The 24,286-nt window shown below is 72.2% G+C and carries 19 protein-coding genes; 13 read left to right on the top strand and 6 right to left on the bottom strand.

Annotation, left to right across the window (positions count from 1 at the left end; all coding sequences use genetic code 11):
• Nucleotides 1-27 precede the first annotated feature (27 nt).
• The 9 genes from ACSU6L_RS24335 (at nucleotide 28) to ACSU6L_RS24295 (ending at nucleotide 10,033) form a co-directional block, all read left to right on the top strand.
• A complete protein-coding gene (locus ACSU6L_RS24335; RefSeq protein WP_437060028.1) occupies nucleotides 28-1,449 on the top strand; it encodes an ABC transporter substrate-binding protein in 1,422 nt (473 codons plus the stop codon).
• Nucleotides 1,446-2,378: a carbohydrate ABC transporter permease gene (locus ACSU6L_RS24330; protein WP_437060026.1), complete on the top strand. Its 933-nt coding sequence runs from the start codon at nucleotides 1,446-1,448 to the stop codon at nucleotides 2,376-2,378. Before ACSU6L_RS24335 ends, ACSU6L_RS24330 begins: the two co-directional genes overlap by 4 nt.
• On the top strand, nucleotides 2,375-3,199 hold the full coding sequence (locus tag ACSU6L_RS24325) for a carbohydrate ABC transporter permease (RefSeq protein WP_437060024.1): 825 nt from the start codon (nucleotides 2,375-2,377) through the stop codon (nucleotides 3,197-3,199). Before ACSU6L_RS24330 ends, ACSU6L_RS24325 begins: the two co-directional genes overlap by 4 nt.
• Nucleotides 3,196-4,275 carry an ABC transporter ATP-binding protein gene (locus ACSU6L_RS24320; RefSeq protein WP_437060022.1) on the top strand — a complete coding sequence of 360 codons (1,080 nt, stop codon included), beginning with the start codon at nucleotides 3,196-3,198 and terminating at the stop codon, nucleotides 4,273-4,275. The genes ACSU6L_RS24325 and ACSU6L_RS24320 overlap by 4 nt, the downstream gene beginning before the upstream one ends.
• Entirely contained in the window at nucleotides 4,272-5,117 is an 846-nt protein-coding gene (locus ACSU6L_RS24315; RefSeq protein WP_437060020.1) for a DeoR/GlpR family DNA-binding transcription regulator, read from the top strand. Before ACSU6L_RS24320 ends, ACSU6L_RS24315 begins: the two co-directional genes overlap by 4 nt.
• Entirely contained in the window at nucleotides 5,095-6,171 is a 1,077-nt protein-coding gene (locus ACSU6L_RS24310) for an ABC transporter ATP-binding protein (protein ID WP_437060018.1), read from the top strand. The genes ACSU6L_RS24315 and ACSU6L_RS24310 overlap by 23 nt, the downstream gene beginning before the upstream one ends.
• A gap of 92 nt (nucleotides 6,172-6,263) precedes the next feature.
• The gene (locus ACSU6L_RS24305; RefSeq protein ID WP_437060016.1) at nucleotides 6,264-7,268 is read left to right on the top strand and encodes a 2-hydroxyacid dehydrogenase; all 1,005 of its coding nucleotides are present in this window, start codon (nucleotides 6,264-6,266) and stop codon (nucleotides 7,266-7,268) included.
• A 34-nt stretch (nucleotides 7,269-7,302) separates the two neighbouring features.
• Nucleotides 7,303-8,724, top strand: a complete 1,422-nt coding sequence (locus ACSU6L_RS24300) for an FGGY family carbohydrate kinase (RefSeq protein WP_437060014.1) — start codon at nucleotides 7,303-7,305, stop codon at nucleotides 8,722-8,724.
• A 220-nt stretch (nucleotides 8,725-8,944) separates the two neighbouring features.
• Nucleotides 8,945-10,033: a glycerophosphodiester phosphodiesterase family protein gene (locus ACSU6L_RS24295; protein ID WP_437060012.1), complete on the top strand. Its 1,089-nt coding sequence runs from the start codon at nucleotides 8,945-8,947 to the stop codon at nucleotides 10,031-10,033.
• A gap of 22 nt (nucleotides 10,034-10,055) precedes the next feature.
• On the opposite strand, the gene ACSU6L_RS24290 is transcribed toward ACSU6L_RS24295, so the two are convergent.
• Nucleotides 10,056-10,700 carry a mycothiol-dependent nitroreductase Rv2466c family protein gene (locus ACSU6L_RS24290; RefSeq protein WP_437060010.1) on the bottom strand — a complete coding sequence of 215 codons (645 nt, stop codon included), beginning with the start codon at nucleotides 10,698-10,700 and terminating at the stop codon, nucleotides 10,056-10,058.
• Nucleotides 10,701-10,843: 143 nt separating this feature from the next.
• On the opposite strand from ACSU6L_RS24290, the gene pepN reads away from it, so the two are divergent.
• Nucleotides 10,844-13,420, top strand: a complete 2,577-nt coding sequence (gene pepN / locus ACSU6L_RS24285; RefSeq protein WP_437065030.1) for an aminopeptidase N — start codon at nucleotides 10,844-10,846, stop codon at nucleotides 13,418-13,420.
• A gap of 221 nt (nucleotides 13,421-13,641) precedes the next feature.
• Nucleotides 13,642-14,685, top strand: coding sequence for a hypothetical protein (locus ACSU6L_RS24280; protein WP_437060008.1), 1,044 nt, complete (start codon nucleotides 13,642-13,644; stop codon nucleotides 14,683-14,685).
• A 27-nt stretch (nucleotides 14,686-14,712) separates the two neighbouring features.
• On the opposite strand, the gene ACSU6L_RS24275 is transcribed toward ACSU6L_RS24280, so the two are convergent.
• The 5 genes from ACSU6L_RS24275 to ACSU6L_RS24255 all read right to left on the bottom strand — a co-directional run bounded on the left by ACSU6L_RS24275 (nucleotide 14,713) and on the right by ACSU6L_RS24255 (nucleotide 20,046).
• Nucleotides 14,713-16,485: a TIGR03767 family metallophosphoesterase gene (locus tag ACSU6L_RS24275; protein ID WP_437060006.1), complete on the bottom strand. Its 1,773-nt coding sequence runs from the start codon at nucleotides 16,483-16,485 to the stop codon at nucleotides 14,713-14,715.
• 283 nt (nucleotides 16,486-16,768) lie between these two features.
• On the bottom strand, nucleotides 16,769-18,223 hold the full coding sequence (argG, locus tag ACSU6L_RS24270) for an argininosuccinate synthase (protein WP_437060004.1): 1,455 nt from the start codon (nucleotides 18,221-18,223) through the stop codon (nucleotides 16,769-16,771).
• 27 nt (nucleotides 18,224-18,250) lie between these two features.
• Nucleotides 18,251-18,694 carry an NUDIX hydrolase gene (locus ACSU6L_RS24265; protein ID WP_437060002.1) on the bottom strand — a complete coding sequence of 148 codons (444 nt, stop codon included), beginning with the start codon at nucleotides 18,692-18,694 and terminating at the stop codon, nucleotides 18,251-18,253.
• Between the two features lie 9 nt (nucleotides 18,695-18,703).
• A complete protein-coding gene (locus ACSU6L_RS24260) occupies nucleotides 18,704-19,591 on the bottom strand; it encodes a pyridoxamine 5'-phosphate oxidase family protein (RefSeq protein ID WP_437060000.1) in 888 nt (295 codons plus the stop codon).
• An 11-nt stretch (nucleotides 19,592-19,602) separates the two neighbouring features.
• Complete coding sequence (locus ACSU6L_RS24255) at nucleotides 19,603-20,046, bottom strand: VOC family protein (protein ID WP_437059998.1); 444 nt, start codon at nucleotides 20,044-20,046, stop codon at nucleotides 19,603-19,605.
• Nucleotides 20,047-20,170: 124 nt separating this feature from the next.
• On the opposite strand from ACSU6L_RS24255, the gene ACSU6L_RS24250 reads away from it, so the two are divergent.
• Together ACSU6L_RS24250 and ACSU6L_RS24245 are read left to right on the top strand one after the other, a co-directional pair.
• Complete coding sequence (locus tag ACSU6L_RS24250) at nucleotides 20,171-20,713, top strand: CGNR zinc finger domain-containing protein (RefSeq protein WP_365517316.1); 543 nt, start codon at nucleotides 20,171-20,173, stop codon at nucleotides 20,711-20,713.
• Nucleotides 20,714-20,917: 204 nt separating this feature from the next.
• Nucleotides 20,918-24,223: a S8 family serine peptidase gene (locus ACSU6L_RS24245; protein WP_437059996.1), complete on the top strand. Its 3,306-nt coding sequence runs from the start codon at nucleotides 20,918-20,920 to the stop codon at nucleotides 24,221-24,223.
• The last annotated feature ends 63 nt before the right edge of the window (nucleotides 24,224-24,286 follow it).

Here is a 24,286-nt window from a genome sequence, read left to right as displayed (position 1 = left end):
CGACCCGCCCTCACGTGGAGGTCACGGATGGACACGCCCGTGCACGACCGCCGCCGCTTCCTCGCCCTCACCGCCGCCGCGGCCGCGGCGCCCCTGCTCTCCGCCTGCGGCGCGGGGTTCGGCGGGAACGACGGCGAGAGCGACGGCTCGGCCGCCGACGACATCACCGGCGCCTTCGACTGGAAGCGGGAGAAGGGCACCACGGTCAAGGCGCTGCTGAACAAGCACCCGTACACGGACGCGCTCCTCGCCGACCTGAAGTCCTTCACCGAGAAGACCGGCATAGAGGTCGAGTACGACGTCTTCCCCGAGGACAACTACTTCGACAAGCTCACCGTCGACCTCTCCAGCGGGCGCGCCTCCTACGACGTCTTCATGCTCGGCGCGTACATGGTCTGGCAGTACGGCCCGCCGGGCTGGCTGGAGGACCTCGGGCCGTGGATGCGCAACTCCTCCGCGACCGGCGACGAGTGGGACCGGGACGACTTCTTCCCCAACCTGCTCCAAGCCGACCAGTGGAACCTGAAGGCGGGCGCGCCGCTCGGGCAGGGCGGGCAGTACGCGCTGCCGTGGGGCTGGGAGACCAACGTCGTCGCCTACAACACCGACGTCTTCCGCAAGCTGGGCCTCAAGCCTGCCGAGTCCTTCGACGAGCTGCGCGAACTCGCCGAGACGATCAAGCGGAAGGCGCCGGGCGCCGGCTTCGACGGCATGTACGGCATCGCCGTGCGCGGATCGCGCAGCTGGGCCACCATCCACCCCGGCTTCATGACCATGTACGCCCGCTACGGCCTGAAGGACTTCACCGTCTCCGGCGACCGGCTCACCCCGGCGATGAACTCCCCGGAGGCGGTGGCGTTCACCGAGGACTGGGCCGGCATGGTGCGCCGGGGCGGGCCGCCGTCCTGGACGTCGTACACCTGGTACCAGTGCTCCAGCGACCTCGGCGCGAAGAAGGCCGGGATGCTGTTCGACGCGGACACGGCGGCCTACTTCCAGGCGGTGAAGGGGGCCGGCCCCGCCTCGGGGAAGATCGCCTTCCATCCGGGCCCGAAGGGACCGGACGGGTCGCTCGCCACCAACATGTGGATCTGGTCGCTCGGCATGAACGCCAGAAGCGAGCGCAAGAACGCCAGTTGGCTGTTCCTGCAGTGGGCGACCGGCAAGGAGCATCTGCGGCGCGGCGCCGTCACCCACAACCACATCGACCCGGTGCGCAGGTCCGTCAGCCAGGACGCGGCCTACAAGGACAAGATGAAGGACATCCCCGGCTTCATCGAGACCTTCGAGACGGTCGCCGGGCAGACGGAGATCCAGTTCACCCCGCAGGCGCAGTTCTTCGACGCGACGACCAGCTGGGCGTCGGCGCTCCAGGAGATCTACGGCGGGAAGGGCGCGCGGCCGGTGCTCGACGGGCTCGCGGACGACCTCGCCCGCAAGGTCGGATGACCGTGCGTCCGACCGCGTCCTCCGGTTCGCCTCCGGGGCGCTCCAAGCAGCTCCGGCTCACCCTGCGCCCGTATCTCCTGATCGTCCCCGCCCTGCTGCTGACCTGCGGGATCCTCTACCCGTTCGGACTCGGCCTGTACTACACGGTCTTCGACTTCGCGGCGAGCAAGCCGCAGCCGGACATGGTCGGCCTCGACAACTACCGGACCGTCTTCACCGAGGAGTCCTTCTGGAACTCCGCGTGGGTGACGGTGCTGTACGCGGTCGGGGCGGCCGGGTTCGAGACCGTGCTCGGGGTCGCGGTGGCGCTGCTGCTGAACCGGTCGTCGCTGGTCGGACGGGTGCTGGAGAAGATCCTGATCCTGCCGCTGATGATCGCCCCGGTGATCGCCGCGATCATGTGGAAGCTGATGCTCCAGCCGTCGGTGGGGGTCGTCAACCATCTGCTGGAGCCGTTCGGACTGGGCGATGTGCAGTGGACGGACACCCCCGCCGGGGCGCTGCTGTCGTCGATCGCCGTCGACGTGTGGGTGTACACGCCGTTCGTGGCGATCCTGGCGCTCGCCGGGCTGCGCTCGCTGCCCGCCTCCCCGTTCGAGGCGGCGGCGGTGGACGGGGCGGGCCGGTGGTACACGTTCCGGCGGCTGACACTGCCCATGCTGTGGCCGTACGTGCTGGTCGCGCTGATCTTCCGGTTCATGGACTCGCTGAAGGTGTTCGACATCATCTACGCCCTCACCGAGGGCGGGCCCGGCGACTCCACGGTGGTCCTGCAGATCCGGGCGTACCTGGAGGCGATCCGCTTCCAGCGCTACTCGTTCGGCATCAGCTACACGGTCGTGCTGTGGGCCGTGGTCTATCTCGCCGCGATGGTGCTGGTGAAGCACCTGGGGCGGATCCAGCGCCGGGCCGCGGAGGTGACCAGGTGAGAAAGCGGTGGCTGGGGTGGCTCGCGGACGCCGCCCTCATCCTCTACTTCGTCTTCGCGCTGTTCCCCATCGCCTGGATGGTGATCCTCTCCCTGAAACCCGCCGACCAGCTGTTCAGCACGTACTTCTCCTTCACCCCCACCCTCGACGGCTACCGGACGGTGCTCGGCGACAGCGAGGGCATCCCCTTCACCCGGTTCTTCGTGAACAGCCTGGTCGTGTCGCTGGGCGCGGTGGCGCTGTCGCTGCTGGTCGGGCTGCCGGCGGCGTACGCCTCGGCGCGCCGGCGGTTCAAGGGCTCCGACAACCTGATGTTCACCCTGCTGTCGTTCCGGTTCGCGCCCGAACTCACCGTGATCATCCCGCTGTTCGTGCTGTACCAGGAACTGGGCCTGTTCGACACCTACGTCGGGATGGTGTGGGTGCTCCAGCTCGTCACCCTGCCGCTGATCGTGTGGATCATGCGATCCTACTTCGCCGATCTGACACCCGAGCTGGAACAGGCGGCGCTGCTCGACGGCTACACCCGCAAGCAGGCGTTCTTCCGGGTGGCGGTCCCGCTGGTCAAGCCGGGGATCGCGGCCGTGTCCCTGCTGGCGTTCATCTTCGCCTGGAACAACTTCGTCTTCCCGCTGATCCTCACCTCCAACGAGGCGCAGACCGTCACCGTGGGCGCGCTGTCCTTCCTCGGCGGCGACCGGCCCAAGTACAACCTCACGGCCGCCGCCGCGCTGGTCTCCGTCGTACCGCCGCTGCTGCTGGCGCTGCTCATCCAGCGGTACCTGGTGCGCGGGCTGTCGTTCGGGGCGGTGAAGTCGTGACGGTGTCGCTGCGGGGGATACGGAAGGCCTACGGCCGCACGGTCGCGCTCGACGGGGTCGACCTGGACGTGGCGCAGGGCGAGTTCTTCTGCCTGCTCGGCCCGTCCGGCGCGGGCAAGACGACCACACTGAAGGCGGTCGCCGGACTGGAGCGGCCGGACGCCGGGACCGTCGCGATCGACGGGCGGGACATGAGCGGGGTCGAGCCCTACGACCGGGGCGTGGCCATGTGCTTCGAGAGCTACGCCCTCTACCCGCACCGCACCGCCCACGACAACCTGGCCTCCCCGCTGCGCTCCCCCCGCCACCGCGTCCCGGCGGCGGAGGCCCGCCGCCGGATCGACGAGGTCGCCGGACTCCTCGGCATTCAGGGGCTGCTGGACCGCCCGGTGGGCCAGCTGTCCAACGGGCAGCGGCAGCGGGTCGCCCTCGGCCGGGTCCTGGTCCGCCCCGCCCGCGCCTTCCTGCTCGACGAACCCCTCTCCCACCTGGACGCCAAGCTGCGCCAGCAGATGCGGGCCGAGCTGAAGGCGATCGGCGCGGTGCGGCGCACGACCACGCTGTACGTCACCCATGACGCGGTGGAGGCGCTGGCGCTCGGCGACCGGATCGGGGTGATCCGGGACGGGCGGATCGTGCAGACCGGGACCCGGGAGGAGATCTGGCACCGGCCCCACGACACGTGGGTTGCGCGGGCGTTCGGCAGGCCGCGGATCAATCTGCTGCCGGGGGCCGTCGAGGACGGTGTCTTCCGGACGCCGGACGGGGCGGTCGCCCTGCCCGTGGCGGCCTCCGCGCGCGGCGAGGCGCAGATCGGCGTACGCCCCCGCGATCTGACGCTCGGCGGGCCGGGCCACCCGCTGGACGGCACGGTCTACGTCACCGAGGTCCTCGGCCGGTCCGTGGAGGTGACCGTGCGGCTGGGCGCCCACCAGGTCGCCCTGGTCGCCTCCCGCGCGGAGGCCGCGGGGCTGCGTCCCGACGCCCCGGTACGGCTGTCGGTGCGGCCTGAGAGCCTGCTGCTGTTCGAGGCCGACGGGCCGGAGCGCCCAGGACGACGGATCGGGACACGATGAGCAGCGGCAACCACGCGTTTCAGGGACCGGCGGCCCGGCAGGCCGCCATGGCCGAGCAGGTGCTGGCGGAGGGATCGGCGACGGCGGCCGAGCTGGCCGAGCGCTTCGGGGTGAGTCTGATGACGATCCACCGGGACCTCGACGAGCTGGAACGGCAGGGCATCGTACGGAAGTTCCGGGGCGGGGTGACCGCGCAGCCGTCCGGTGTGTTCGAGTCGAACGTGCAGTACCGGCTGAAGACGATGCGGGCCGAGAAGGCCGCCGTCGCCGACCGGGCGGCACGGCTGATCGAACCCGGCATGGCGGTCATGCTGGACGACTCCACGTCCACCCTGGAGATAGCCCGCCGGCTGCGGCTGGGCGAGATCACCCCGCTCACCGTCGTCACCAACTTCCTGCCGGCCGTCAACCTCCTCGCCGACCAGCGCGGCATCCATCTGATGGCGCTGGGCGGCGACTACGACCCGCTGCACTCCTCCTTCCTCGGCGTGTCCTGCGTCGAGGCGGTGCAGCAGCTGCGCGTGGACGTCTGCTTCGCCTCCACGTCGGCCGTGCACGCCGGTCACGCCTACCACCAGGAGCAGCACATCGTGTCCGTGAAGCGGGCGATGCTCGACTCGGCCGCCCGCAACGTCCTGCTGATCGACCACACCAAGCTGGGCCGGGTCGCCCTGCACCGCGTCGTGCCGCTGTCCCGTTTCGACCTGCTGCTGGTCGACGACGGGGCGTCCGCCGAGGCGCTGCGCGACCTGGACGAGCACAAGGTCCGCTACGAGGTGTGCGCGACGCCAGCGAGCCGGGAAAAAGGGGACGCCGTCGATGACCGAGCTGGAGCTACGTGAGCTGCGCAAGACGTACCGCCCACGCGGGCGGCCCCCGGTCGACGCGGTGCGCGGTCTCGACCTCGCGCTGCGCTCCGGAGAACTGCTGGGGCTGCTCGGCCCGTCGGGCTGCGGCAAGTCCACCACCCTGCGGATGATCGCCGGGCTGGAGGCGGTGACCGGCGGGGACATCCTGGTCGGCGGGGCGTCGGTCGTGGACCGCCCCGCGCAGCGGCGCAACATCGGCGTCGCGTTCGAGAACTACGCGCTGTACCCGCCGCTGACGGTCGCCGAGAACCTGGCGTTCGGGCTGCGGGCGCGGGGCCGCCGCAAGGACGTGGACCGCAGGGTCGGCGAGATGGCGGAACGCATCGGCCTCACCGGCATCCTCGGCGCCCGGCCCGCCGGTCTGTCCAGCGGGCAGAAGCAGCGGGTGGCCCTGGCCCGCGCCCTGATCCGCGAACCGGACGTCCTGCTCCTCGACGAACCCCTCTCCCACCTGGACGCGGCCCAGCGCGACACCACCCGCCGCGAGCTGAAACGCATCCAGCGTGACCTGGGGCACACCACGATCCTGGTCACCCACGACCAGGAGGAGGCCCTGTCGCTCGCCGACCGGATCGCCGTGATGCGTGACGGCGTGATCCAGCAGCTCGGCACCCCGTACGAGATCTACGACAGCCCGGCCACCGTCTTCGTCGCGGACTTCGTCGGCGAGCCCGCGATCAACCTGCTGCCCGGCACCGCGGCCCCCGGCGGCCGTGCCACCCGCCTCGCCGACGGGCTGGAACTGCCGCTGCCGGTGCCGGTCGATGCGGGCCGCGAGGTGGTCGTCGGGGTCCGGCCCGAGGACCTTTCGCTGACCGGCGCCGGCGGGCTGCCCGCGAAGGTGCTGGCGCACGAACCGCTGCTGGAGTCGGGCATCGCCACCGTCGCCCTCGCGGGCGTCGCCCGGCCCGTCACCGTGCTGACCGGCCCGGAGGTGCGGCTCGCCCACGACGAACGGGTCCGCATCGCCGCTGACCCCGGCCTCACCCATGTCTTCGACGCCGAGACAGGAGAGTCCCTGCGATGACCTTTGCGACGACCCCTGCGACGACTCCTTCGCCGACTTCTTCGCCGACTTCTTCGCCGACTTCTTCGACGAGTTCCGGCCCGGTCCGTGTGGTGGCCGCCGGTGACCGCTTCGTGCTGCCGTCGCTGATCGCGGAGGCGGTCCGGCACGAACACCCGGCGGACGTGCGGGAACTGCGGCTCGGCTGGCCGCTGGAACCGTTCGGACCGGTGGCGGAGGTGACCGAGGCCAGCGACGCCGAGGACGAGCTGATCGAGGCACTGGGCGACGGCCGTCAGGTGCTGGTCACCCAGATGGGCCCGGTCACCGCCCGCGTCCTCGACGCCTCGCCCGGACTGCGGCTGGTCGTGGTGTGCCGGGGCGGCCCGGTGAACGTCAACCTCGACGCGGCCAAGTCGCATGACGTGCGGGTCTGTTACGCGCCCGGCCGGAACGCCGCCGCCACCGCCGAGTTCACCGTCGGCCTGATGCTGGCCGCCCTGCGCCGCATCCCGCAGGCCCACATCCCGCTGGCCGGCCGGGGCAGCTGGGAGGGCGCCGCCTACTACACGTACGAGCACAGCGGTCTGGAGCTGGAGGACCTGCCGGTCGGGCTGGTCGGCTACGGCGCGGTGGGCAGCCGGGTGGCTCGGGTGCTGTGCGCGTTCGGGGCGCAGGTCATGGTGTACGACCCGTACGCGCGCGGCGAGATCCTCGGTCTGCGCGTCTCGTCCCTGGACGAGCTGGTGCGCCGCTCCCGGCTGCTCAGCCTGCACGCCCGGCTCACCGCCGAGACCCGGGGGCTGATCGGCGCCCGTGAGCTGGACCTGCTGCCGGCCGGCGCGGTCGTGGTGAACGCGGCGCGCGGGCCGCTGCTGGACGAGGACGCGCTGTGCGCGGCGCTGGCGAGCGGGCGGGTGTCGGCGGCGGCGCTGGACACCTACGCGCACGAGCCGCTGCCGCCGGACTCCCCGCTGTACGGCTTCGCGGACCGGCTGGTGCTGACCCCGCACCTGGGCGGCGCCAGCCGGGCGGTCGCCGAGAAGGCCGCGCGCATCGCGGCCGCCGAGGTGGGGCGCTGGGCGCGCGGGGAGTCGCTGGCGCACTGCCTGACCTGAGGGGCCCACCAACCGGCACTAAGGGGAGGTCGGAATGTTCGTCGGTATCGATGTGGGCACGTCCGTCGTGAAGGCCGCCGTCTTCGACGAGGGCGGGCGGGAGCTGGCCGTCGAGTCCCGGCCGGTGCGGCTCGCGTTGCGGGGCGGGTTCGTCGAGCAGGACATGGAGGAGGTGTACGCGGCGGTCGTCGAGGTGCTGGGCGCGCTGACCGCGCGGGTGCCGGGGCCGGTCGCGGTGGCCGGGCTGACCGGGCAGGGCGACGGGGTGTGGCTGGTGGACGAGGAGGGGCGCCCGGTGCGCGCGGCGGCCTCCTGGATGGACGGGCGGGCGCATCAGCTGCTCGGCCAGTGGCTGGCGGACGGCACCTTCGAGGCGGTGTTCCGGCGCACCGGGAGCGCGATGTTCCCCGGCTGCCCGGGCCCCCTGCTGGCCTGGCTGGACCGGCACGAGCCGGCCGCCCTCGACGCCGCGGCGACCGCGCTGTACTGCAAGGACATGGTGTTCCGGCGGCTGACGGGAGCACCGGCGACGACGGACGTGTCGGACGCGTCGATGCCGTTCCTGGACCCCCGGAGCAGGGCGTACGACAACGGGGTCGTCGAACTCCTCGGCCTCACCCACCGCCGGGGCCTGCTCGCGCCGGTCAGCGACCCGGTGGCGACCGCGCCGGCCCGCGAGGGCCTGCCGGCGGGCACGAGGCTCGCGAACGGGCCGTACGATCTGCCGGCGAGCGCGCTCGGCGCGGGCGTCACCGCCCCCGGCGACGGCCTGCTGATCGTCGGCACCTGTCTGGCCGCGCTGGTGGCCACCACCGACCTGGATCTGACCGGTGAGCCGGCCGGCCTGTACATCTCCACCGACCGGCCCGGCCACTGGCTGCGCGCCATGCCCGCGATGGTCGGCGCGGCGGCCCTGGACTGGGTGCTCGCCACCACCGGCGTCCGGCACGCGGAGGTGGACGGCCTGCTGGAGGCCACCCCGCCCGGCGCGCACGGTGTCCGGGTGCTGCCGTACTTCGCCCCGTCCGGTGAGCGCGCCCCGTTCGTCGAGCCCCGGCTGCGTGCCGAACTCCTCGGCGTCAGCCTGGAGTCGACCCGCGCCGACCTGGTCCGTGCGACCTGCGAGGGCATCGGCTACGCGGCCCGGCACTGCCTCCAGGCGGCGGGCCTGACCGGTTCGCTCGCGGTGTGCGGCGGCGGCACCCGCAGCCCCGCGTGGATGCGGCTGCTCGCCGACGTGCTGGGGCGGCCGCTGCGGGTCGTCGAGGGCGAGGTGGGCGCGCGGGGCGCGGTGCTCGCGGCGGCCGAGCGGTTCGGCGTCGAACTGGACGCCGGGGCGTGGACGCGGCCGACGGCCGTGGTGGAGCCGGACGCGGACCGGGCGGCGTACTACGCGAAGGGATACGAGGAGCATCTGGCCCGGCTGACGGAGGCCCGGGCCCGCGCACAGGGCTGAACCGCCCTAGTTCGTGTCCGCAAAGTCCCGCCTGGCTCGCGGCGCCCGGCACGCACTCCCCCAAGCTCTTCGAGCAGGGGGCACCCCCAGCCGCGTTGTCGGGCCGCCCGCGTCCGCCCAGTACGCGGGCGGCCCTCCGCCTTGCGACGCACGGCACCAGACGCCGCTCCCTGATCCGGCCTGATCGACGAGACACCCCCTACGACGAGAGGACGTTCCGATGCCGATAAGACGCCGATCCGTGCTGCTCGCGGCCGCCGCCGGCGGCCCCGCGCTCGCCGCCGGCCCCGCGGCGCGGGCCGCCGAAGACGCCGGGCGCCCGCGCCGGCCCCTGGTCATAGGCCACCGGGGCGCCGCCGGCTGGCGGCCGGAGCACACGGCCGCCTCGTACACGTACGCCGTGCAGACCGGCGCGGACTGGATCGAGCCGGATCTGGTGCCGACCAGGGACCATGTGCTGGTGGTCCGGCACGAGAACGAGATCTCGCAGACCACCGACGTGGCCGCGCACCCGGAGTTCGCGGACCGCCGGACCACGAAGACGGTGGACGGGCGGGCGGTGACCGGCTGGTTCACGGAGGACTTCACCCTCGCCGAGCTGAGGACGCTGCGGGCGGTGGAACGCCTGCCCCTGGTCCGCGACCGCAACACGGTCTTCGACGGGCGTGAGCGGATCATGACCTTCCAGGAGGTCGTGGACCTCGCCCGGCGCCTGTCGAGGACCCACGGGCGGACGGTCGCCGTCTTTCCGGAGACCAAGCACCCCACGTACTTCCGCGCGCTCGGCCTGCCCCTGGAGCCGAAGCTGGCGCAGGCCGTCCGCCGCAACCGGCTGGGCCCCCGTGAATGCGTGGTGCAGTCGTTCGAGCCGACGAGTCTGCGGCGGATCGCCGACGAACGGCTCGGCGTGCCGCTGTGGCAGGCACTGGGCACCACGGGCGGGCCGTACGACCTGGTCTCGGCCGGGGATCCGACGACGTACCGGGACATGATGACCCCGGCCGGGCTGGCGCGGATCGCCGGGTACGCGGACTGGATCGGCCCGGACAAGTCCTCGATCGTGCCGGTGAACCCGGACGGCGGCACCGGCACGCCCACCTCGCTGGTGGCGGACGCGCACGCGGCGGGCCTGCGCGTCGGGGCGTACACCTTCCGCGCCGAGAACCAGTACCTGCCGCCCGCCCTGCGCCGCGGTGCGACGGCGACCGGCTTCGGCGACGCGTTCGCGGAGTACGCCCTGCACTACGGGCTCGGCGTGGACGCGGTGGTCACGGACTTCCCGGATCTGGCGCGGATCGCCGCGGCCTAGACACCCCTGGCATCCCTGGGCGTCACAGGTTGCCGAAGTCCGGGCCCTTGGTGCGGGTGCGCTTGATCTCGTAGAAGCCGGGCACGGACGCCACGGCGAGGACGCCGTCCCACAGGCGGGCGGCTTCCTCGCCCTGGGGCGTCGGGGTGACGACGGGGCCGAAGAAGGCGATCTGCTCGCCGTCGGCGCCGGGCACGGCGATGATCGGCGTGCCGACGTCCTGGCCGACCTTCTCGATGCCCTCCTTGTGGGAGGCGCGCAGCTCGGCCTCGAACTCGAAGTCCTCCTGGTGGGCGTAGTCGATGAGGTCGGCGGGCAGGCCGACGTCGGCGAGCGCGCCCGCGATGGCCTCCAGGGTGGTGCCCTCGCCGTTGTTGTGGAAGCGGGTGCCGAGCGCGGTGTAGAGGGGGCCGACCACCGCGTCGCCGTGCTTCTGCCAGGCCGCCGTGACCACCCGGATCGGCGGCCAGGCCCGCGTGGTCAGCATCTCCCGGTAGTCCTCGGGCAGGTCGTCCATCCTGTCCTCGTTCACCACGGCGAGGCTCATGACATGCCAGCGGACCTCGATGTCGCGGATCCGCTCGACCTCCAGCACCCACCGGGAGGTCATCCAGGCCCAGGGGCACACCGGGTCGAACCAGAAGTCGACGGGGGTCTTCTCCGACATGTCTCTCCTCAAGGGGCGTTCTCCGGGAACAGGGGGAGAACGCCACCGGTGTCCCCGCTCATTCCCTGCTGTGCCGTGTCAGGGGCACATGGCAGGATCGGTCCTGTTCAGCCGTAGCCATGACGTACGAGGGAGTGCCGCCCGTGCCCGGTGAGAATCTGTCCCGCGACGAGGCCCGGGAGCGGGCCGCACTGCTGTCCGTCGACGGGTACGAGGTGTCCCTCGACGTGCGTTCGGCCGTCGGCGAGCACGAGGGCGACGGCCCGCGCACCTTCCGCTCGGTCACCACGATCCGCTTCCGGTGCGCCGAGCCGGGCGCGTCGAGCTTCGCGGACCTGATCGCGCCGAGCGTCACCGCGGTCTCCCTCAACGGCCGCGACCTCGATCCGAGCGAGGTGTTCGACGGCTCCCGGATCGTGCTGGAGGACCTGGCCGCCGACAACGAGCTGATCGTGGACGCCCAGTGCGCCTACTCCCGCACCGGCGAGGGCCTGCACCGCTTCGTCGATCCGGAGGACGGCGAGGTCTACCTGTACACGCAGTACGAGCCGGCCGACTCCCGCCGGGTGTTCGCGAACTTCGAGCAGCCGGACCTCAAGGCCCCGTTCCGCTTCGAGGTGCGGGCGCCCGAGGAGTGGACGGTGTGGAGCAACGGGGCCGGCGAGCGGGCCGACGGCGTGTGGCGGTTCGCGGAGACCAAGCCGATCTCGACGTACATCACGTGTGTGGTGGCCGGCCCGTACCACTATGTGACGGACTCCTACGAGCGGGTGTTCGCGGACGGCACCCGCCTGGAGATCCCCCTCGGCGCGATGTGCCGCAAGGGCCTGGCCCCGTACTTCGACTCCGACGACGTCTTCCTGGTCACCAAGCAGGGCCTGGACTTCTTCCACGACCACTTCGACTACCCGTACCCGTTCGGGAAGTACGACCAGGCGTTCGTGCCCGAGTACAACCTGGGCGCGATGGAGAACCCGGGCCTGGTGACCTTCCGCGAGGAGTTCATCTTCCGCGGCAAGGTGACGCAGGCGTCGTACGAGGGCCGGGCCAACGTCATCCTGCACGAGATGGCGCACATGTGGTTCGGTGACCTGGTCACCATGGAGTGGTGGGACGACCTGTGGCTGAAGGAGTCCTTCGCCGACTTCATGGGCGCGTTCTCGCTGGTCGGCGCGACCCGCTTCACCGACGGCTGGATCACCTTCGCCAACCGCCGCAAGGCCTGGGCGTACCGGGCCGACCAGCTGCCCTCCACGCACCCGATCACGGCCGACATCCGTGACCTGCAGGACGCGAAGCTCAACTTCGACGGCATCACCTACGCCAAGGGCGCCTCCGTGCTGAAGCAGCTGGTGGCGTACGTCGGCCAGGACGCGTTCCTGGAGGGCGCCCGGCGCTACTTCAAGCGGCACGCCTACGGCAACACCCGCCTCGGCGACCTGCTGTCGGTGCTGGAGGAGACGTCCGGCCGGGACATGGGCGCGTGGGCGCGGTCCTGGCTGCAGACGGCCGGGGTGAACTCGCTGACGCCGCAGGTGCTGCTGGACGCCGAGGGGCGGATCGACGAGCTGGCGGTGGTGCAGGAGGCCGCCGAGTCGCACCCGGAGCTGCGGCCGCACCGGGTCGCGGTGGGCCTGTACCGGCGGGGCGCCTCGGGTGCCCTGGAGCGGTACGCGCGCGCCGAGGCGGACGTCGACGGCCCGCGCACGGTCGTGGCGGAGCTGGCGGGTGCCAAGGCGCCGGAGCTGGTGCTCGTCAACGACGACGACCTGACGTACTGCAAGATCCGCTTCGATGCGACCTCGCTGGAGACGCTGCGCGGCCACCTGGGCGCGATCGAGGACCCGCTGGCGCGTGCCCTGTGCTGGTCGGCGCTGTGGAACCTGACCCGGGACGCGCTGCTGCCGGCGCGGGACTTCGTCGACCTGGTGCTGCGGTTCGCGGGCCGCGAGTCGGACATCGGCGTGCTGCAGATGCTGCACGCGTGGGCGAACTCCGCGCTGGTCCACTACGTGGCCCCGGACTGGCGCGCCGAGGGCGAGCGGCTGCTGGCGGAGGGCGCCCTGCGTGAGCTGCGGGCGGCCGAGCCGGGCAGCGAGCACCAGCTGGCGTGGGCGCGGTTCTTCGCGACGACGGCGTCCGGTGACGCGGACCTCCGGCTGCTGCGCGGTCTGCTGGACGGCACCGAGAAGATCGACGGTCTGGACGTGGACCAGGAGCTGCGCTGGGCGTTCCTGGAGCCGCTGGCCGCGCACGGGGCGGCCGACGAGCGGACGCTGGCCGAGGAACTGGCCCGCGACGACACCGCGTCCGGCAAGCGGCACCAGGTGCGCTGCCTGGCCGCGCGGCCCTCCGCGGCGGTCAAGGCGCAGGCGTGGGCGCAGGTCGTGGAGTCGGACGCGCTGTCCAACGCGCTGGTGGAGGCGACCATCGCGGGCTTCGCGCAGCCGTCGCAGCGGGAGCTGCTGGCGCCGTACGCGGAGAAGTACTTCGCGGTGATCGAGCGGGTGTGGCGGGAGCGGTCCATCCAGATCGGCATGGACGTGGTGCGGGGTCTGTTCCCGTCGCTCCAGGACTCGCCGGAGACGCTGCGGGCGACGGACGCCTGGCTGTCCGCCCACGAGGGCGCCCCGCCGGCGCTGCGCCGCCTGGTGCTGGAGGCGCGGGACGACCTGGCGCGGGCACTGCGCGGCCAGGAGTGCGACGCGGCGGCGAACTGAGGCCCGGCCGACGGCCTTTGGCCTGAGCTTAGGCCGTAGGTCACCGTTACGAAATCCCGGCAGGAAAGACCGTAACCCCTGGACCGCCCCCATACGGACCAGGGGTTTTCGGTGCCTACTCGGCATCCGAACATCCGTCCTTTAGTGCAAGGTTGTCCGCATTTGTCGACGGGTGTGTAACAGCGGTTAAGAGGCGTTCCGAGTGCGGGAATCCCCGGTGCATGACCCACAACACCCCGCTCTCCCCCCGCCCCCTGCGCCACATCGCCGAGGGCACCCGCCGTGTCCTGACCGCCGCCCAGCTCCGCTCGCACGGCGTCTCCCCCGCGGACATGGCCGAGCAGTGCCGCCCCGGCGGCCCCTGGCAGCAGCTGCTCCCCGGCGTCTACGTCCTGCACCCGGGCCCCCCGACCAGCGAGGAGCGCCTGCACGCCCTGCTGACCTACGCGGCCCGCGAGACGACGACCCTCCCGGCGGTGCCGTCCCAGCCGGGCGCCGAGCAGCCGCACCGCCCCGTCTACTCCGACGCGGTCGTCACCGGGCCGGCGGCGCTGACCCTGCACGGCTTCACCACGTCACCGCCGCTGCCCGCCCTGGACCGGCTCGACGTCCTGGTGCCCCGGCTGCGCCGGCTGCGCTCCACGGGTTTCGCCCGGGTCCTGCGCACCGCGCACCTGCCCGTCCCCGAGCAGGTCACCGGTCTCCCCGTCGCACCCGTGCCGCGCGCGCTGGCCGACGCGGTGGCGGACCTGCGGGACGCGGGCGCCGTGCGCCGGCTGCTCACCGAGGCCGTCCGGGGCGGTCACTGCGACCCGGCGTCGGTGGTCCGCGAGCTGACCCAGGCGAAGCTGCTGGGCCGGCCCCACGTGGTGGACGCGGTGGACTCGCTGCTCGCGGAGGGACGGGCGATCGCGGAGGACCGGCTGTACCGGATGGTGCGGGAGTACGGCCTGCCCGACCCGGTCTGGAACGTGGACCTGCGCCTGCCCGGCGGCCCCCACCTCGGCGGCCTGGACGCCTTCTGGCCGGAGCACTCGGTCGCCGTCGAACTGGACACCCGGGCCCCGCGCCAGGACGAGGACGCGATGTGGTCGGAGTACGCCCGCAAGCGGGAGCACCTGGAGCGCCTGGGCATCACGGTCGTCCACATCACCCCGAGGAAGCTCCGCGAGTCCCTGGAGCAGCAGGCCACGGTCGTCCGCACGGCCCTGATGGCCTCGGCGGACCGCGACCCGGCGGCGTACGTCGTCGTGGTGCCCCGCTAGAGACGCCCCCTTGGCCGTGCCTTCGGATCAGCCCTTCTTCAGCACCAGTTCGGTGTTCCGGTCCCGGGTGCCGCCCGCCAGGTCGGTGCGGGCGCCCGGGGCGTTGAAGGACAGCTCGCGGTAGAGCGCGGCCAGGCCGGTCTGGGAGAGGTCGGTGAAGTCGGTGCGGTGGGGGGCGGCGGACTCGACCATGGTGGTGAAGACCGAGAGGGTGCCGTCCTTGTTGTCGGTGAGTTCGACCACCCGGGCCAGCTGCGGGAAGTCCACGTGGGACGCCGTGGAGATCTCCCAGAAGGCGTGGCCGTCCGTCCCGGTGTGCGGGGTGATCTCGTTGCGGTGGATGTGGCCGTTGATCCAGGCGAGCGTGTTGCGGTGGCGGCCCAGCACGGCCAGGACGTCGGCGCCGCGGTACCGCCGCTCGTTCGGGCGGGCCGGGTCCGGGCGCCCGTTGTCCATCGTCCTGCTGGTGTGGTGGCTGAAGACGACGGCGTGGGAGTCGGCGTTCTCCCGCAGGGTGCGGTCCAGCCAGCGCAGCTGCGCCGCGCCGACGGAGCCCTCGTAGTGGCCGCCGGGGTCGGTGGTGTCGAGGCTGATGCCGATGACGTCGTCGGCGATGCGGAAGCTGTAGTACTGGGTGCCCGCGTCGAGGTTCGCCGTGGAGTAGCCGTGCCCGACCGGGCCCATCCCCGTGTACGCCGGGTCGAGGTGGGCCTTGACGTACTCGGCGGCGGTGTAGGGCGCCCGCCGCTCGTCCGGTGTCACCGGGCGCAGGTCGCGGGCGTGCGCCTCGAGCAGGTCGCGGAACCGGACGCCCAGCGGGTCCGTGGCGTTCTTGATCGCGTCCTGGAGCTTCTTCGCCTCCGCCGCCGACAGGGTCATCAGCTTCCTGCCGCCGACGGCGAAGTCCGCGAGGTAGGGGTCGCCGTGGCCGTAGCAGCCGAGCGGGAGGGAGTCGTGGTTGCCGACGGTCGAGTACCAGGGGAGATTCAGGCCGGGGCTGCGCACCTCCCGCGTCGCGGCGGCGAGGAACCCGTCCAGCTGCGGGAAGCCGCGCTGCTTGTCGGCGTCGCGCAGGGCGGAGTCGGGCTGCCAGTACTGCCCCAGGCCGCTGTTCTGGACGCCCTCGTAGCGGCGCGGGTCACCGGTGTTGGGGGTGATCCGCCCGCCGCTCAGGACCGTCAGGAACCACTCCAGCTCCGTCATGGCGTTGTTGTCGGTGTTGTCGCCGGTCGTCATCGCGAAGTGCAGCGGTGCACCGGTGACGGGCGCCCCGCGCAGCGCGTTGACCCGCTCCACCAGCGACACCGCGCCCTGCACGGTCAGCAGTTCCTGCGGCCGCCAGGCGTGCACGTCGGCCGAGCGCAGGAACTCCAGCCGCAGCGGATGCTGGGCGTCGATCAGGTGCAGGTCGGTGAGCTGGACGAAGGCCGCGAGCGCGGTACGCCGCTCGGCGCGGCCGGACTTGGGCGTCGCCAGCTCGCTGCGGACGACCCGGGGCCAGCCCTTGCCGTCGCCGAGCCGCCGGTACCCGGTGGAACCGCCGCGCGGGACGGCGACGCCGGACAGGGTGGTGCCGCGGGTGTAGGGCGCGAGGGGGCCGGCCGGCGCCCTGCGGGAGGACGCGACCGGCGCCTCCCCCGCGGTGGCCGGGGACTGGGTGGCGGCCCGGCTGTCGGTGGGGCGCAGGGCGTAGCCGACGCCCGCGGACAGCGACACGGCTCCGGCGGCGGCGAGGACGGTGCGGCGGTCGACCGCCAGTCCGTGGGCGGTGGAGCTGGCGACAGAGCGTAGGCGCGACATGGCGCGGTCTCCCCGAGTGCGAACGCGTCGGCAGTGGCGCGGACGGCCGCTCGCGCGAACCCCCCGCTCGCTCTGGATCGTTGGCATCGGGAATGACCTGCGTGTGAACGCGGCGGCAACGGGCAGCGCCGATCACCGTACGTGGATCACCCTCCACCCGGCGCGTCCGCGGACGCTCCTTCGCGGGCCGGGACGGCGTCACCCCGCGTTCATCCGGCGGGGTACGCGAACGGGCCCCGGCGGGACGAGGTGTCCGCCGGGGCCCGTATGCCTGGGGCCGGGATCAGTCCGTGCCGGACTCCATCGCGGCGCGGTCCAGCAGCGCGTCCTCCTCGGACACCTCGCCCCGGGAGGCGATGACCTCGGCGCCGCCCTCGGGCAGCTCCGGCATGGTGCCGATCAGGCCGGTGGCGGCGGCCTGGGAGGCGCCGATGGTGGGGCTGCCGCTGCCGATCAGGCCGAGGCCCGCGTACTGCTCCAGCTTGGCGCGCGAGTCGGCGATGTCGAGGTTGCGCATGGTGAGCTGGCCGATCCGGTCGACCGGGCCGAAGGCCGAGTCCTCGGTGCGCTCCATCGACAGCTTGTCCGGGTGGTAGCTGAACGCCGGGCCGGTGGTGTTGAGGATCGAGTAGTCCTCGCCACGCCGCAGCCTCAGCGTCACCTCGCCGGTGACCGCGGCGCCGACCCAGCGCTGGAGCGACTCGCGGATCATCAGGGCCTGCGGGTCAAGCCAGCGGCCCTCGTACATCAGCCGGCCGAGGCGGCGGCCCTCGGCGTGGTACTGGGCGAGGGTGTCCTCGTTGTGGATGGCGTTGACGAGGCGCTCGTAGACGATGTGCAGCAGCGCCATGCCGGGCGCCTCGTAGATGCCGCGGCTCTTGGCCTCGATGATCCGGTTCTCGATCTGGTCGGACATGCCGAGGCCGTGCCGGCCGCCGATCGCGTTGGCCTCCATGACGAGGTCGACGGCGGAGCCGAACTCCTTGCCGTTGATCGTGACCGGGCGGCCCTGGTCGAAGCCGACCGTCACGTCCTCGGTGGCGATCTCCACGGCGGGGTCCCAGAAGCGGACGCCCATGATCGGCTCGACGGTCTCGATGCCGGTGTCCAGGTGCTCCAGGGTCTTGGCCTCGTGGGTGGCGCCCCAGATGTTGGCGTCGGTGGAGTACGCCTTCTCCGTGGAGTCCCGGTAGGGCAGCCCGTGGGCCACCAGCCACTCGGACATCTCCTTGCGGCCGCCCAGCTCGGTGACGAAGTCGGCGTCCAGCCAGGGCTTGTAGATCCGCAGGTGCGGGTTGGCGAGCAGGCCGTAGCGGTAGAACCGCTCGATGTCGTTGCCCTTGAAGGTGGAGCCGTCGCCCCAGATCTGCACCCCGTCCTCGAGCATCGCGCGGACCAGCAGGGTGCCGGTGACGGCGCGGCCCAGCGGCGTGGTGTTGAAGTAGGCGCGCCCGCCGGACCTGATGTGGAACGCGCCGCAGGCGAGCGCGGCCAGCCCTTCCTCGACCAGCGCGGCCCTGCAGTCGACGAGCCGGGCGATCTCGGCGCCGTACGCGGAGGCACGGCCGGGCACGGAGGCGATGTCGGGCTCGTCGTACTGGCCGATGTCGGCGGTGTACGTGCACGGGATGGCGCCCTTGTCGCGCATCCAGGCGACGGCGACCGAGGTGTCGAGCCCGCCGGAGAAGGCGATGCCGACGCGCTCGCCGACAGGGAGGGAGGTGAGGACCTTGGACATAGCAAAACTATGCAACATCTCGCATTATCATGCAACACCGGGGTCCCTCTCCCGCCACATCCGCAGCGCCGTGTCCACGAGCGGGATCCTGACCAGCCCGGACACCGCGTCCAGGTCGTGCCACGCCGCCATGTCCGTCGAGCCGCCGACCTCGAAGCGCAGCTCGCCGCCGACGACCTTCGCCTCGTAGAGCAGACGTACGGAGTGCAGGTCGACGGGGCCGCGCAGTCCCCGGCGCGGCAGGGAGCGGCGGCTGGAGCTCACGCCGAGGAGACCGGCCACCTCGACGTGGTAGCCGGTCTCCTCCAGCAGTTCCCTGACGACCGTGTCGTACGGGTCCTCGCCGTGCTCCATGCCGCCGCCGGGGAGGACCCATTCGAGGGTTCCGTCCCAGGCCGGCGAGCGGGCCAGCAGGACATGGTCGTCACGGACGCATATGGCGTAGGCCGCCACCCTCAGTTTCCGGCGCATCCAGGGACGTTAACGCGCCGGGAGCGGGTTGGCCGGGGAGTGTTCGGGAGCGGACCAGCGCAGTGGGAGCGCGGCCGGCGTCTCGACGAGCCGGGCGATCGTGAAGTGGACCGCGCGTGCGCCGTCCGCCCCGAACTCCGTGCGCGCCGTGCCGGTCAGCTGGAGGACCGTGCCCGTCGTCCAGTCCAGGACGAGCAGGCCCGCCCGGGGGTCGGCGGCGAGGTTGCCGAGGGTGAGGAACATGGAGTTGCCGGGATAGTCGCGCCAGCTCAGGTCGCGCGGGGAGTCGACCCGGAGGAAGCCCGGGTGGCCGCCGCGATGGCTGGCGTCGGCGCCCTCCGGGTGGACGGTGGCCAGGAAGGCGGTGTCGGCCGCCGCGAGGAACCCGGCCTGGGCGGGCGTCAGCTCGTCCGCCGCGCGCGGCTCCCCCGGCACACGGTCCGCGACCACCTCGTACGACTCCCGCCGCTGGAGGTACTTCGGGCAGTTGGAGAACACCTGCCCCGCCGTCACCGCGAACCCCCGTTCCGTCGGCTCGGCCACGCCGTTGAGGCGCATCCGGCGGCGGGTGCGCGGATCGAGGGCGATCGTGCCGACGGGGGTGCCGGGGGTCGCCAGGGCCGTCGCGAGCGGGTCGGCCGGGGCGGGCCCGCCCGCGACGGAGACCCGGTGCGGGCCGGTGGCGCGGACGAAGCCGGGGTCGCCGGCGACCGGCGAGGCCCACACCGCGCCGGTCGCCGGGTCGGCCGCGCCCACCACCAGCAGCGGCTGGATTTCCAGGAAGGCCGCCGCCACCGGTTTGATGCCGGACCCGATCGAGCGGCCCACGTGATCGGCCTGCTCCCGCACGCCGACCCGGTCCTGCACGGCCCGCGAGCCCGAGTGATAGACGCCCATGACCCTCACGCCTAGAAGAAACCGCAGGTCGGAGCGGACTCGGCAGGGGCGGGGGCGTCTTCGGCGCCCTGCGGGGCGTAGATCTCCAGGCGCGTCCCGTCGGGGTCGTGGAAGAAGATGCCGCCGGAGGCCGCGCCCTCGCGGTGGGCCACCACCCCGTCGTAGGCGAACTCCGCGCCGTACGACCGCAGCGCCGCCTCGTACTCCTCGACCCGGGCGATGGAGTCCACCTCCAGCGCGAGGTGGTGCAGGCCCGCGCGCCCGGTGTCGTACGGCTGCCCCGCCTGCTGCCAGAGGGTGAGGACCAGACGGTCGGCCTCGCCCAGGAAGGCGTACCGCCGGCCGTCCTCCTTGCCCTCGGCCAGCACGGCGAAGCCCAGGACGTCCCGGTAGAAGGCGAGGGAGCGGTCGAGGTCGGTGACGTTCAGGCCGATGTGGCCGGTGCGCAAGGTCATGGCTGTCCCCTTCAGCTGATCTCTGATCTCATTTTCTAACCTGTATAGATGACGTTAGTGGTTAGACTCGGCGGGCGTCAACCGGTGATCTAACCTTTAGGGGTTAGACCGGAAGGAGCCCCTGATGTCCGCCGCCCGCGACCCCCGCCCGCTCACCGGCGAACCCCTCTCCCTCGACCTGCTCAACACCCGCTGGGTGCACGACGGCGCCCCGCGCGACCTGCTCGACGGCACGGAGGGGCTGGCGGTCTGGCTCGCGGCGAACGGGCTGGAGGAGCGGTTCGCGGCCGACCCGGCCACCCTGCGGCACACCCTCCAGGCCCGGGACGCGCTGGCGGCGGCGGTCGACGACTCCCTGACGGCCGGCGCGGCACGCGTGGACGCCGTGCTCGCGCACGGCCGGATCCGGGCGACGCTCACCCCGGCGGGCCCGGGCGAGGAGCCCGAGTTCCCGGACGCCTCATGGGGACCCGCCTGGCTCGCCGCCCGCGACTACCTGCGGCTGCTGTCCACCGCGCCGGACCGGATCCGCCACTGCGCCCACGAGGCGTGCGTCCTGCACTTCTTCGACACCTCACGCAACGGCACGCGGCGCTGGTGCTCCATGGCGGTGTGCGGGAACCGTGCGAAGGCGTCCCGCCACTACGCCCGTTCGAAGGGTGACTGAGCAACACCTGTGTGAATGAGGTTGGTTGCCCGTGTTCAGGGAAGAATCAGCCTGATTGTCATCGCGGGTTTTCCCCATACATCCATATCGTTTCGGTCAACCCTCCCCAAACTTCGGTCCCTTGCGTAAAGCTGAGCGGTCGTCCGGTGTCGCATTCCGGACGACAAGCGACACGCTCGTTCCCTCCACCTTCAAGGGATGCCGATGACCCACACCCCCCAGAGCGAATCGATACCGGGCGCGAGACGCGTGGCCCGTATCGCCCTGGCCGCCGGTCTCGTCGCCGCGCTCTCCGCGGCCGCGCCGATACCCATGGCCTTCGCCGCGGACCCGGTCGCCCCCGCCGCGGCCGGCCCGGGCGTGAAGTCCGCCCACGACAAGCTGGGCTCCGACGACGCCGATCTGCTGGCCGAGGCGAAGGCCGACGGCGTCAAGAGCGTGACCATGATGGTCGCGACCGCCCCCGGTCAGACCGAGCAGGTCGCCAAGCAGCTGGACTCCGTCGACGGCGGTCTCGTGGGCCGAACGTACGACAAGCTCGGCTACGTCCGCGCGACCGTTCCCACCGGCAAGGCCGAGTCGGCCATCGCCGCCGCGGTGAAGCTCTCCTCCGTGCACGGCATCGACCTGCGCCAGGAGATCCCGCTGGAGGACCCGTCGCCGAACGCGGGCGCCGCGAAGGGCGCGCAGGCGACCGGGAGTTATCCGGCCCCCGGCGAGGACACCCCCGCCGAGAACCCGTACAACCCGTCCTTCGAGACCGGTGCCGTCGACTTCGTCGAGGACCACCCGAAGGCGGACGGACGCGGCGTCACCATCGGCATCCTGGACTCCGGTGTCGACCTCGGCCACCCGGCACTGCGGAAGACCACCACGGGTGAGCGGAAGATCGTCGACTGGGTGACGGCCACCGACCCGGTCGTCGACAACGACGGCACCTGGCGGCGGATGACCACCTCGGTCTCCGGCCCCACCTTCTCCATCACCACCGCCAGCCTCGGCACGGAGACCTTCAAGGCCCCCGGGGGCGGCTACAAGTTCAGCTACTTCTCCGAGTCCGCCACCACCGGCGGCGACATGGCCGGAGACCTGAACCGGGACGGCGACAAGACGGACGTCTGGGGCGTGCTGTACGACGCCGCCGCCGGGACCGTCCGCGTCGACCTGAACGACAACCTCGACTTCACCGACGACGAGGCGATGAAGCCGTACAAGGACGGCTTCCAGGTCGGCTACTTCGGCACCGACGACCCGGCCACCGAGATCGCCGAGCGCATCCCGTTCGTCGTCGAGGTCCGCAAGGACGTCGTCTACAACGCCTCCGGCGCCAAGGCCGACTACGTCAGCATCGGCGTCATCGAGGGCTCGCACGGCACCCACGTGGCCGGCATCACCGCCGCCAACGGCCTGTTCGGCGGCGAGATGAACGGCGCGGCGCCCGGCGCCAAGCTGGTCTCCTCGCGGGCCTGCACCTGGTCCGGCGGCTGCACCAACGTCGCGCTCACCGAGGGCATGATCGACCTCGTCGTCAACCGCGGCGTCGACATCGTCAACATGTCGATCGGCGGCCTGCCCGCGCTGAACGACGGCAACAACGCGCGCTCGGAGCTGTACACCCGGCTCATCGACACCTACGGCGTCCAGCTGGTGATCTCCGCGGGCAACTCCGGCCCCGGCGCCAACACCATCGGCGACCCCGCCCTCTCCGACAAGGTGATCTCGGTCGGCGCGACCATCTCCAAGGAGACCTGGGCCGCCAACTACGGCTCCAAGGTGGAGAAGCGGTACGCCATGATGCCGTTCTCCTCGCGCGGTCCGCGTGAGGACGGCGGCTTCACGCCGACGCTGTCCGCGCCCGGCGCCGCCATCAACACCACCCAGACCTGGTCGCCCGGCGGCCCGGTCGCCGAGGCCGGCTACAGCCTGCCGCCCGGCTACTCCATGCTCCAGGGCACCTCGATGGCCTCCCCGCAGGCGACCGGCGCGTCCGCGCTGCTGCTGTCCGCGGCCAAGCAGAAGGGCATCGAGCTGAAGCCGGCGACGCTGCGCACGGCTCTCACCTCGACCGCCGACCACATCGCGGGCGTGCAGGCCTACGAGGAGGGCGCGGGCCTGATCAACATCGAGGACGCCTGGGACTCGATCCGCGACGGTGCCGCCGCCCACGACTACACCGTCAAGGCGCCGGTCGACACCGCGATCGACCAGTTCCTGAAGACGCCGGGCTTCGGCACCGGCCTCTACGACCGTGAGGGCGGCCTGAAGGCGGGTCAGAAGAAGACGTACGAGATCACGCTCACCCGTACGTCCGGCGCCGACCGCGCGATCCGGCACGAGCTGCACCTGGAGAACAACGCGGGCGGCACCTTCCGCATCGTCGGCTCCGACGAGGTGCGTCTGCCGCTGAACCAGCCGGTCACCGTCAAGGTGCAGGCCGCGCCGAAGTCCGCCGGGCTGAAGAGCGCGATCCTCGAGGTCGACGATCCGCGCACCGAGGGCATCGACAAGCAGGTCCTGAACACGGTCGTGGTCTCCGCGCCGCTGGAGTACACCTACTCGGCGTCCGGTTCCGTGCAGCGCAACAGCCACAAGTCGTACTTCGTGACCGTGCCCGAGGGCGCCAAGTCGCTGGAGGTGGCGATCGGCGGCCTGCAGGGCAAGAGCCAGACCCGGTTCATCGCGATCCACCCGTACGGTGTCCCGGCCGACCCGACGTCGACGATCAACTGCTACCCGAACTACGCCAACCCGGCCAACACCTGCCGTCCGGACGTGCGTTCCTACGCCGACCCGCAGCCGGGTGTCTGGGAGATCGAGGTCGAGTCGCGCCGTACGTCGCCGCTGCTGGACAACCCGTACAAGCTGGACGTCACGGTCCTCGGCGCCGGCTTCGACCCGGAGACGGTGACCGTGCCCGAGGCCAAGGTCGGCACCCCGGCCGTCGCCTCCTGGAAGGTGACCAACAACTACGCCGCGCTCGACGGCAAGCTGGTCGGCGGCCCGCTGGGCTCCTCCAAGACGGCCCGCCCGACCATCGAGGAGGGCGTCACCCAGACCACCACGGTCCAGGTGCCCGCGGGCGCGAAGTCGCTGGACGTCACCATCGGCAACGTCTCCGACGCGGCCGCGGACCTCGACCTGGTCGTGAAGAACGCGGCCGGCGACGAGGTCGGCAGCTCCGCCGACGGTGACTCCGAGGAGTCGGTGTCCGTGCCCGCGCCGGCCGCCGGCACCTACACCATCGAGGTCGTCGGCTACGCGGTGCCCGCCGGTTCCACCGCGTACGACTACCTGGACGTGTTCTTCTCCGAGGCGCTCGGCTCCGTCACGGTCGACGGGTCCGCTCCGGTGAAGCTCGGCACGGGTGCCTCGGCGACGGTCACCGGCAGCGTCACCGCCGCCGCTGCCGCGCCCGAGGGACGCGAGTTCTTCGGCCAGGTGCAGCTGGTCAACGCGCGCGGCACGGTCGCGGGCGTGGGCAGCGTGAGGATCGACAAGGTCACGCCGTAACGCGGATCGTGACTCGAGGGCGGGCGTCCGTTGCGGGCGCCCGCCCTTTCCCGTCTCCGGATC

This window comes from Streptomyces sp. enrichment culture (assembly GCF_964272855.1).
Lineage (GTDB): Bacteria > Actinomycetota > Actinomycetes > Streptomycetales > Streptomycetaceae > Streptomyces.
Note: the sequence above shows the minus strand (reverse complement) of the source record. Positions and strands in the feature narration are given on the sequence as shown.

Excerpts from the sequence above, each read along its gene's own strand:
- ACSU6L_RS24335 (WP_437060028.1), top strand. The coding sequence starts at position 28 with ATGGACACGCCCGTGCACGACCGCCGCCGCTTCCTCGCCCTCACCGCC.
- ACSU6L_RS24330 (WP_437060026.1), top strand. The coding sequence starts at position 1,446 with ATGACCGTGCGTCCGACCGCGTCCTCCGGTTCGCCTCCGGGGCGCTCC.
- ACSU6L_RS24315 (WP_437060020.1), top strand. The coding sequence starts at position 4,272 with ATGAGCAGCGGCAACCACGCGTTTCAGGGACCGGCGGCCCGGCAGGCC.
- ACSU6L_RS24310 (WP_437060018.1), top strand. The coding sequence starts at position 5,095 with ATGACCGAGCTGGAGCTACGTGAGCTGCGCAAGACGTACCGCCCACGC.
- ACSU6L_RS24300 (WP_437060014.1), top strand. The coding sequence starts at position 7,303 with ATGTTCGTCGGTATCGATGTGGGCACGTCCGTCGTGAAGGCCGCCGTC.
- ACSU6L_RS24295 (WP_437060012.1), top strand. The coding sequence starts at position 8,945 with ATGCCGATAAGACGCCGATCCGTGCTGCTCGCGGCCGCCGCCGGCGGC.
- ACSU6L_RS24290 (WP_437060010.1), bottom strand. The coding sequence starts at position 10,700 with ATGTCGGAGAAGACCCCCGTCGACTTCTGGTTCGACCCGGTGTGCCCC.
- ACSU6L_RS24280 (WP_437060008.1), top strand. The coding sequence starts at position 13,642 with ATGACCCACAACACCCCGCTCTCCCCCCGCCCCCTGCGCCACATCGCC.
- ACSU6L_RS24275 (WP_437060006.1), bottom strand. The coding sequence starts at position 16,485 with ATGTCGCGCCTACGCTCTGTCGCCAGCTCCACCGCCCACGGACTGGCG.
- argG (WP_437060004.1), bottom strand. The coding sequence starts at position 18,223 with ATGTCCAAGGTCCTCACCTCCCTCCCTGTCGGCGAGCGCGTCGGCATC.
- ACSU6L_RS24265 (WP_437060002.1), bottom strand. The coding sequence starts at position 18,694 with ATGCGCCGGAAACTGAGGGTGGCGGCCTACGCCATATGCGTCCGTGAC.
- ACSU6L_RS24260 (WP_437060000.1), bottom strand. The coding sequence starts at position 19,591 with ATGGGCGTCTATCACTCGGGCTCGCGGGCCGTGCAGGACCGGGTCGGC.
- ACSU6L_RS24255 (WP_437059998.1), bottom strand. The coding sequence starts at position 20,046 with ATGACCTTGCGCACCGGCCACATCGGCCTGAACGTCACCGACCTCGAC.
- ACSU6L_RS24250 (WP_365517316.1), top strand. The coding sequence starts at position 20,171 with ATGTCCGCCGCCCGCGACCCCCGCCCGCTCACCGGCGAACCCCTCTCC.
- ACSU6L_RS24245 (WP_437059996.1), top strand. The coding sequence starts at position 20,918 with ATGACCCACACCCCCCAGAGCGAATCGATACCGGGCGCGAGACGCGTG.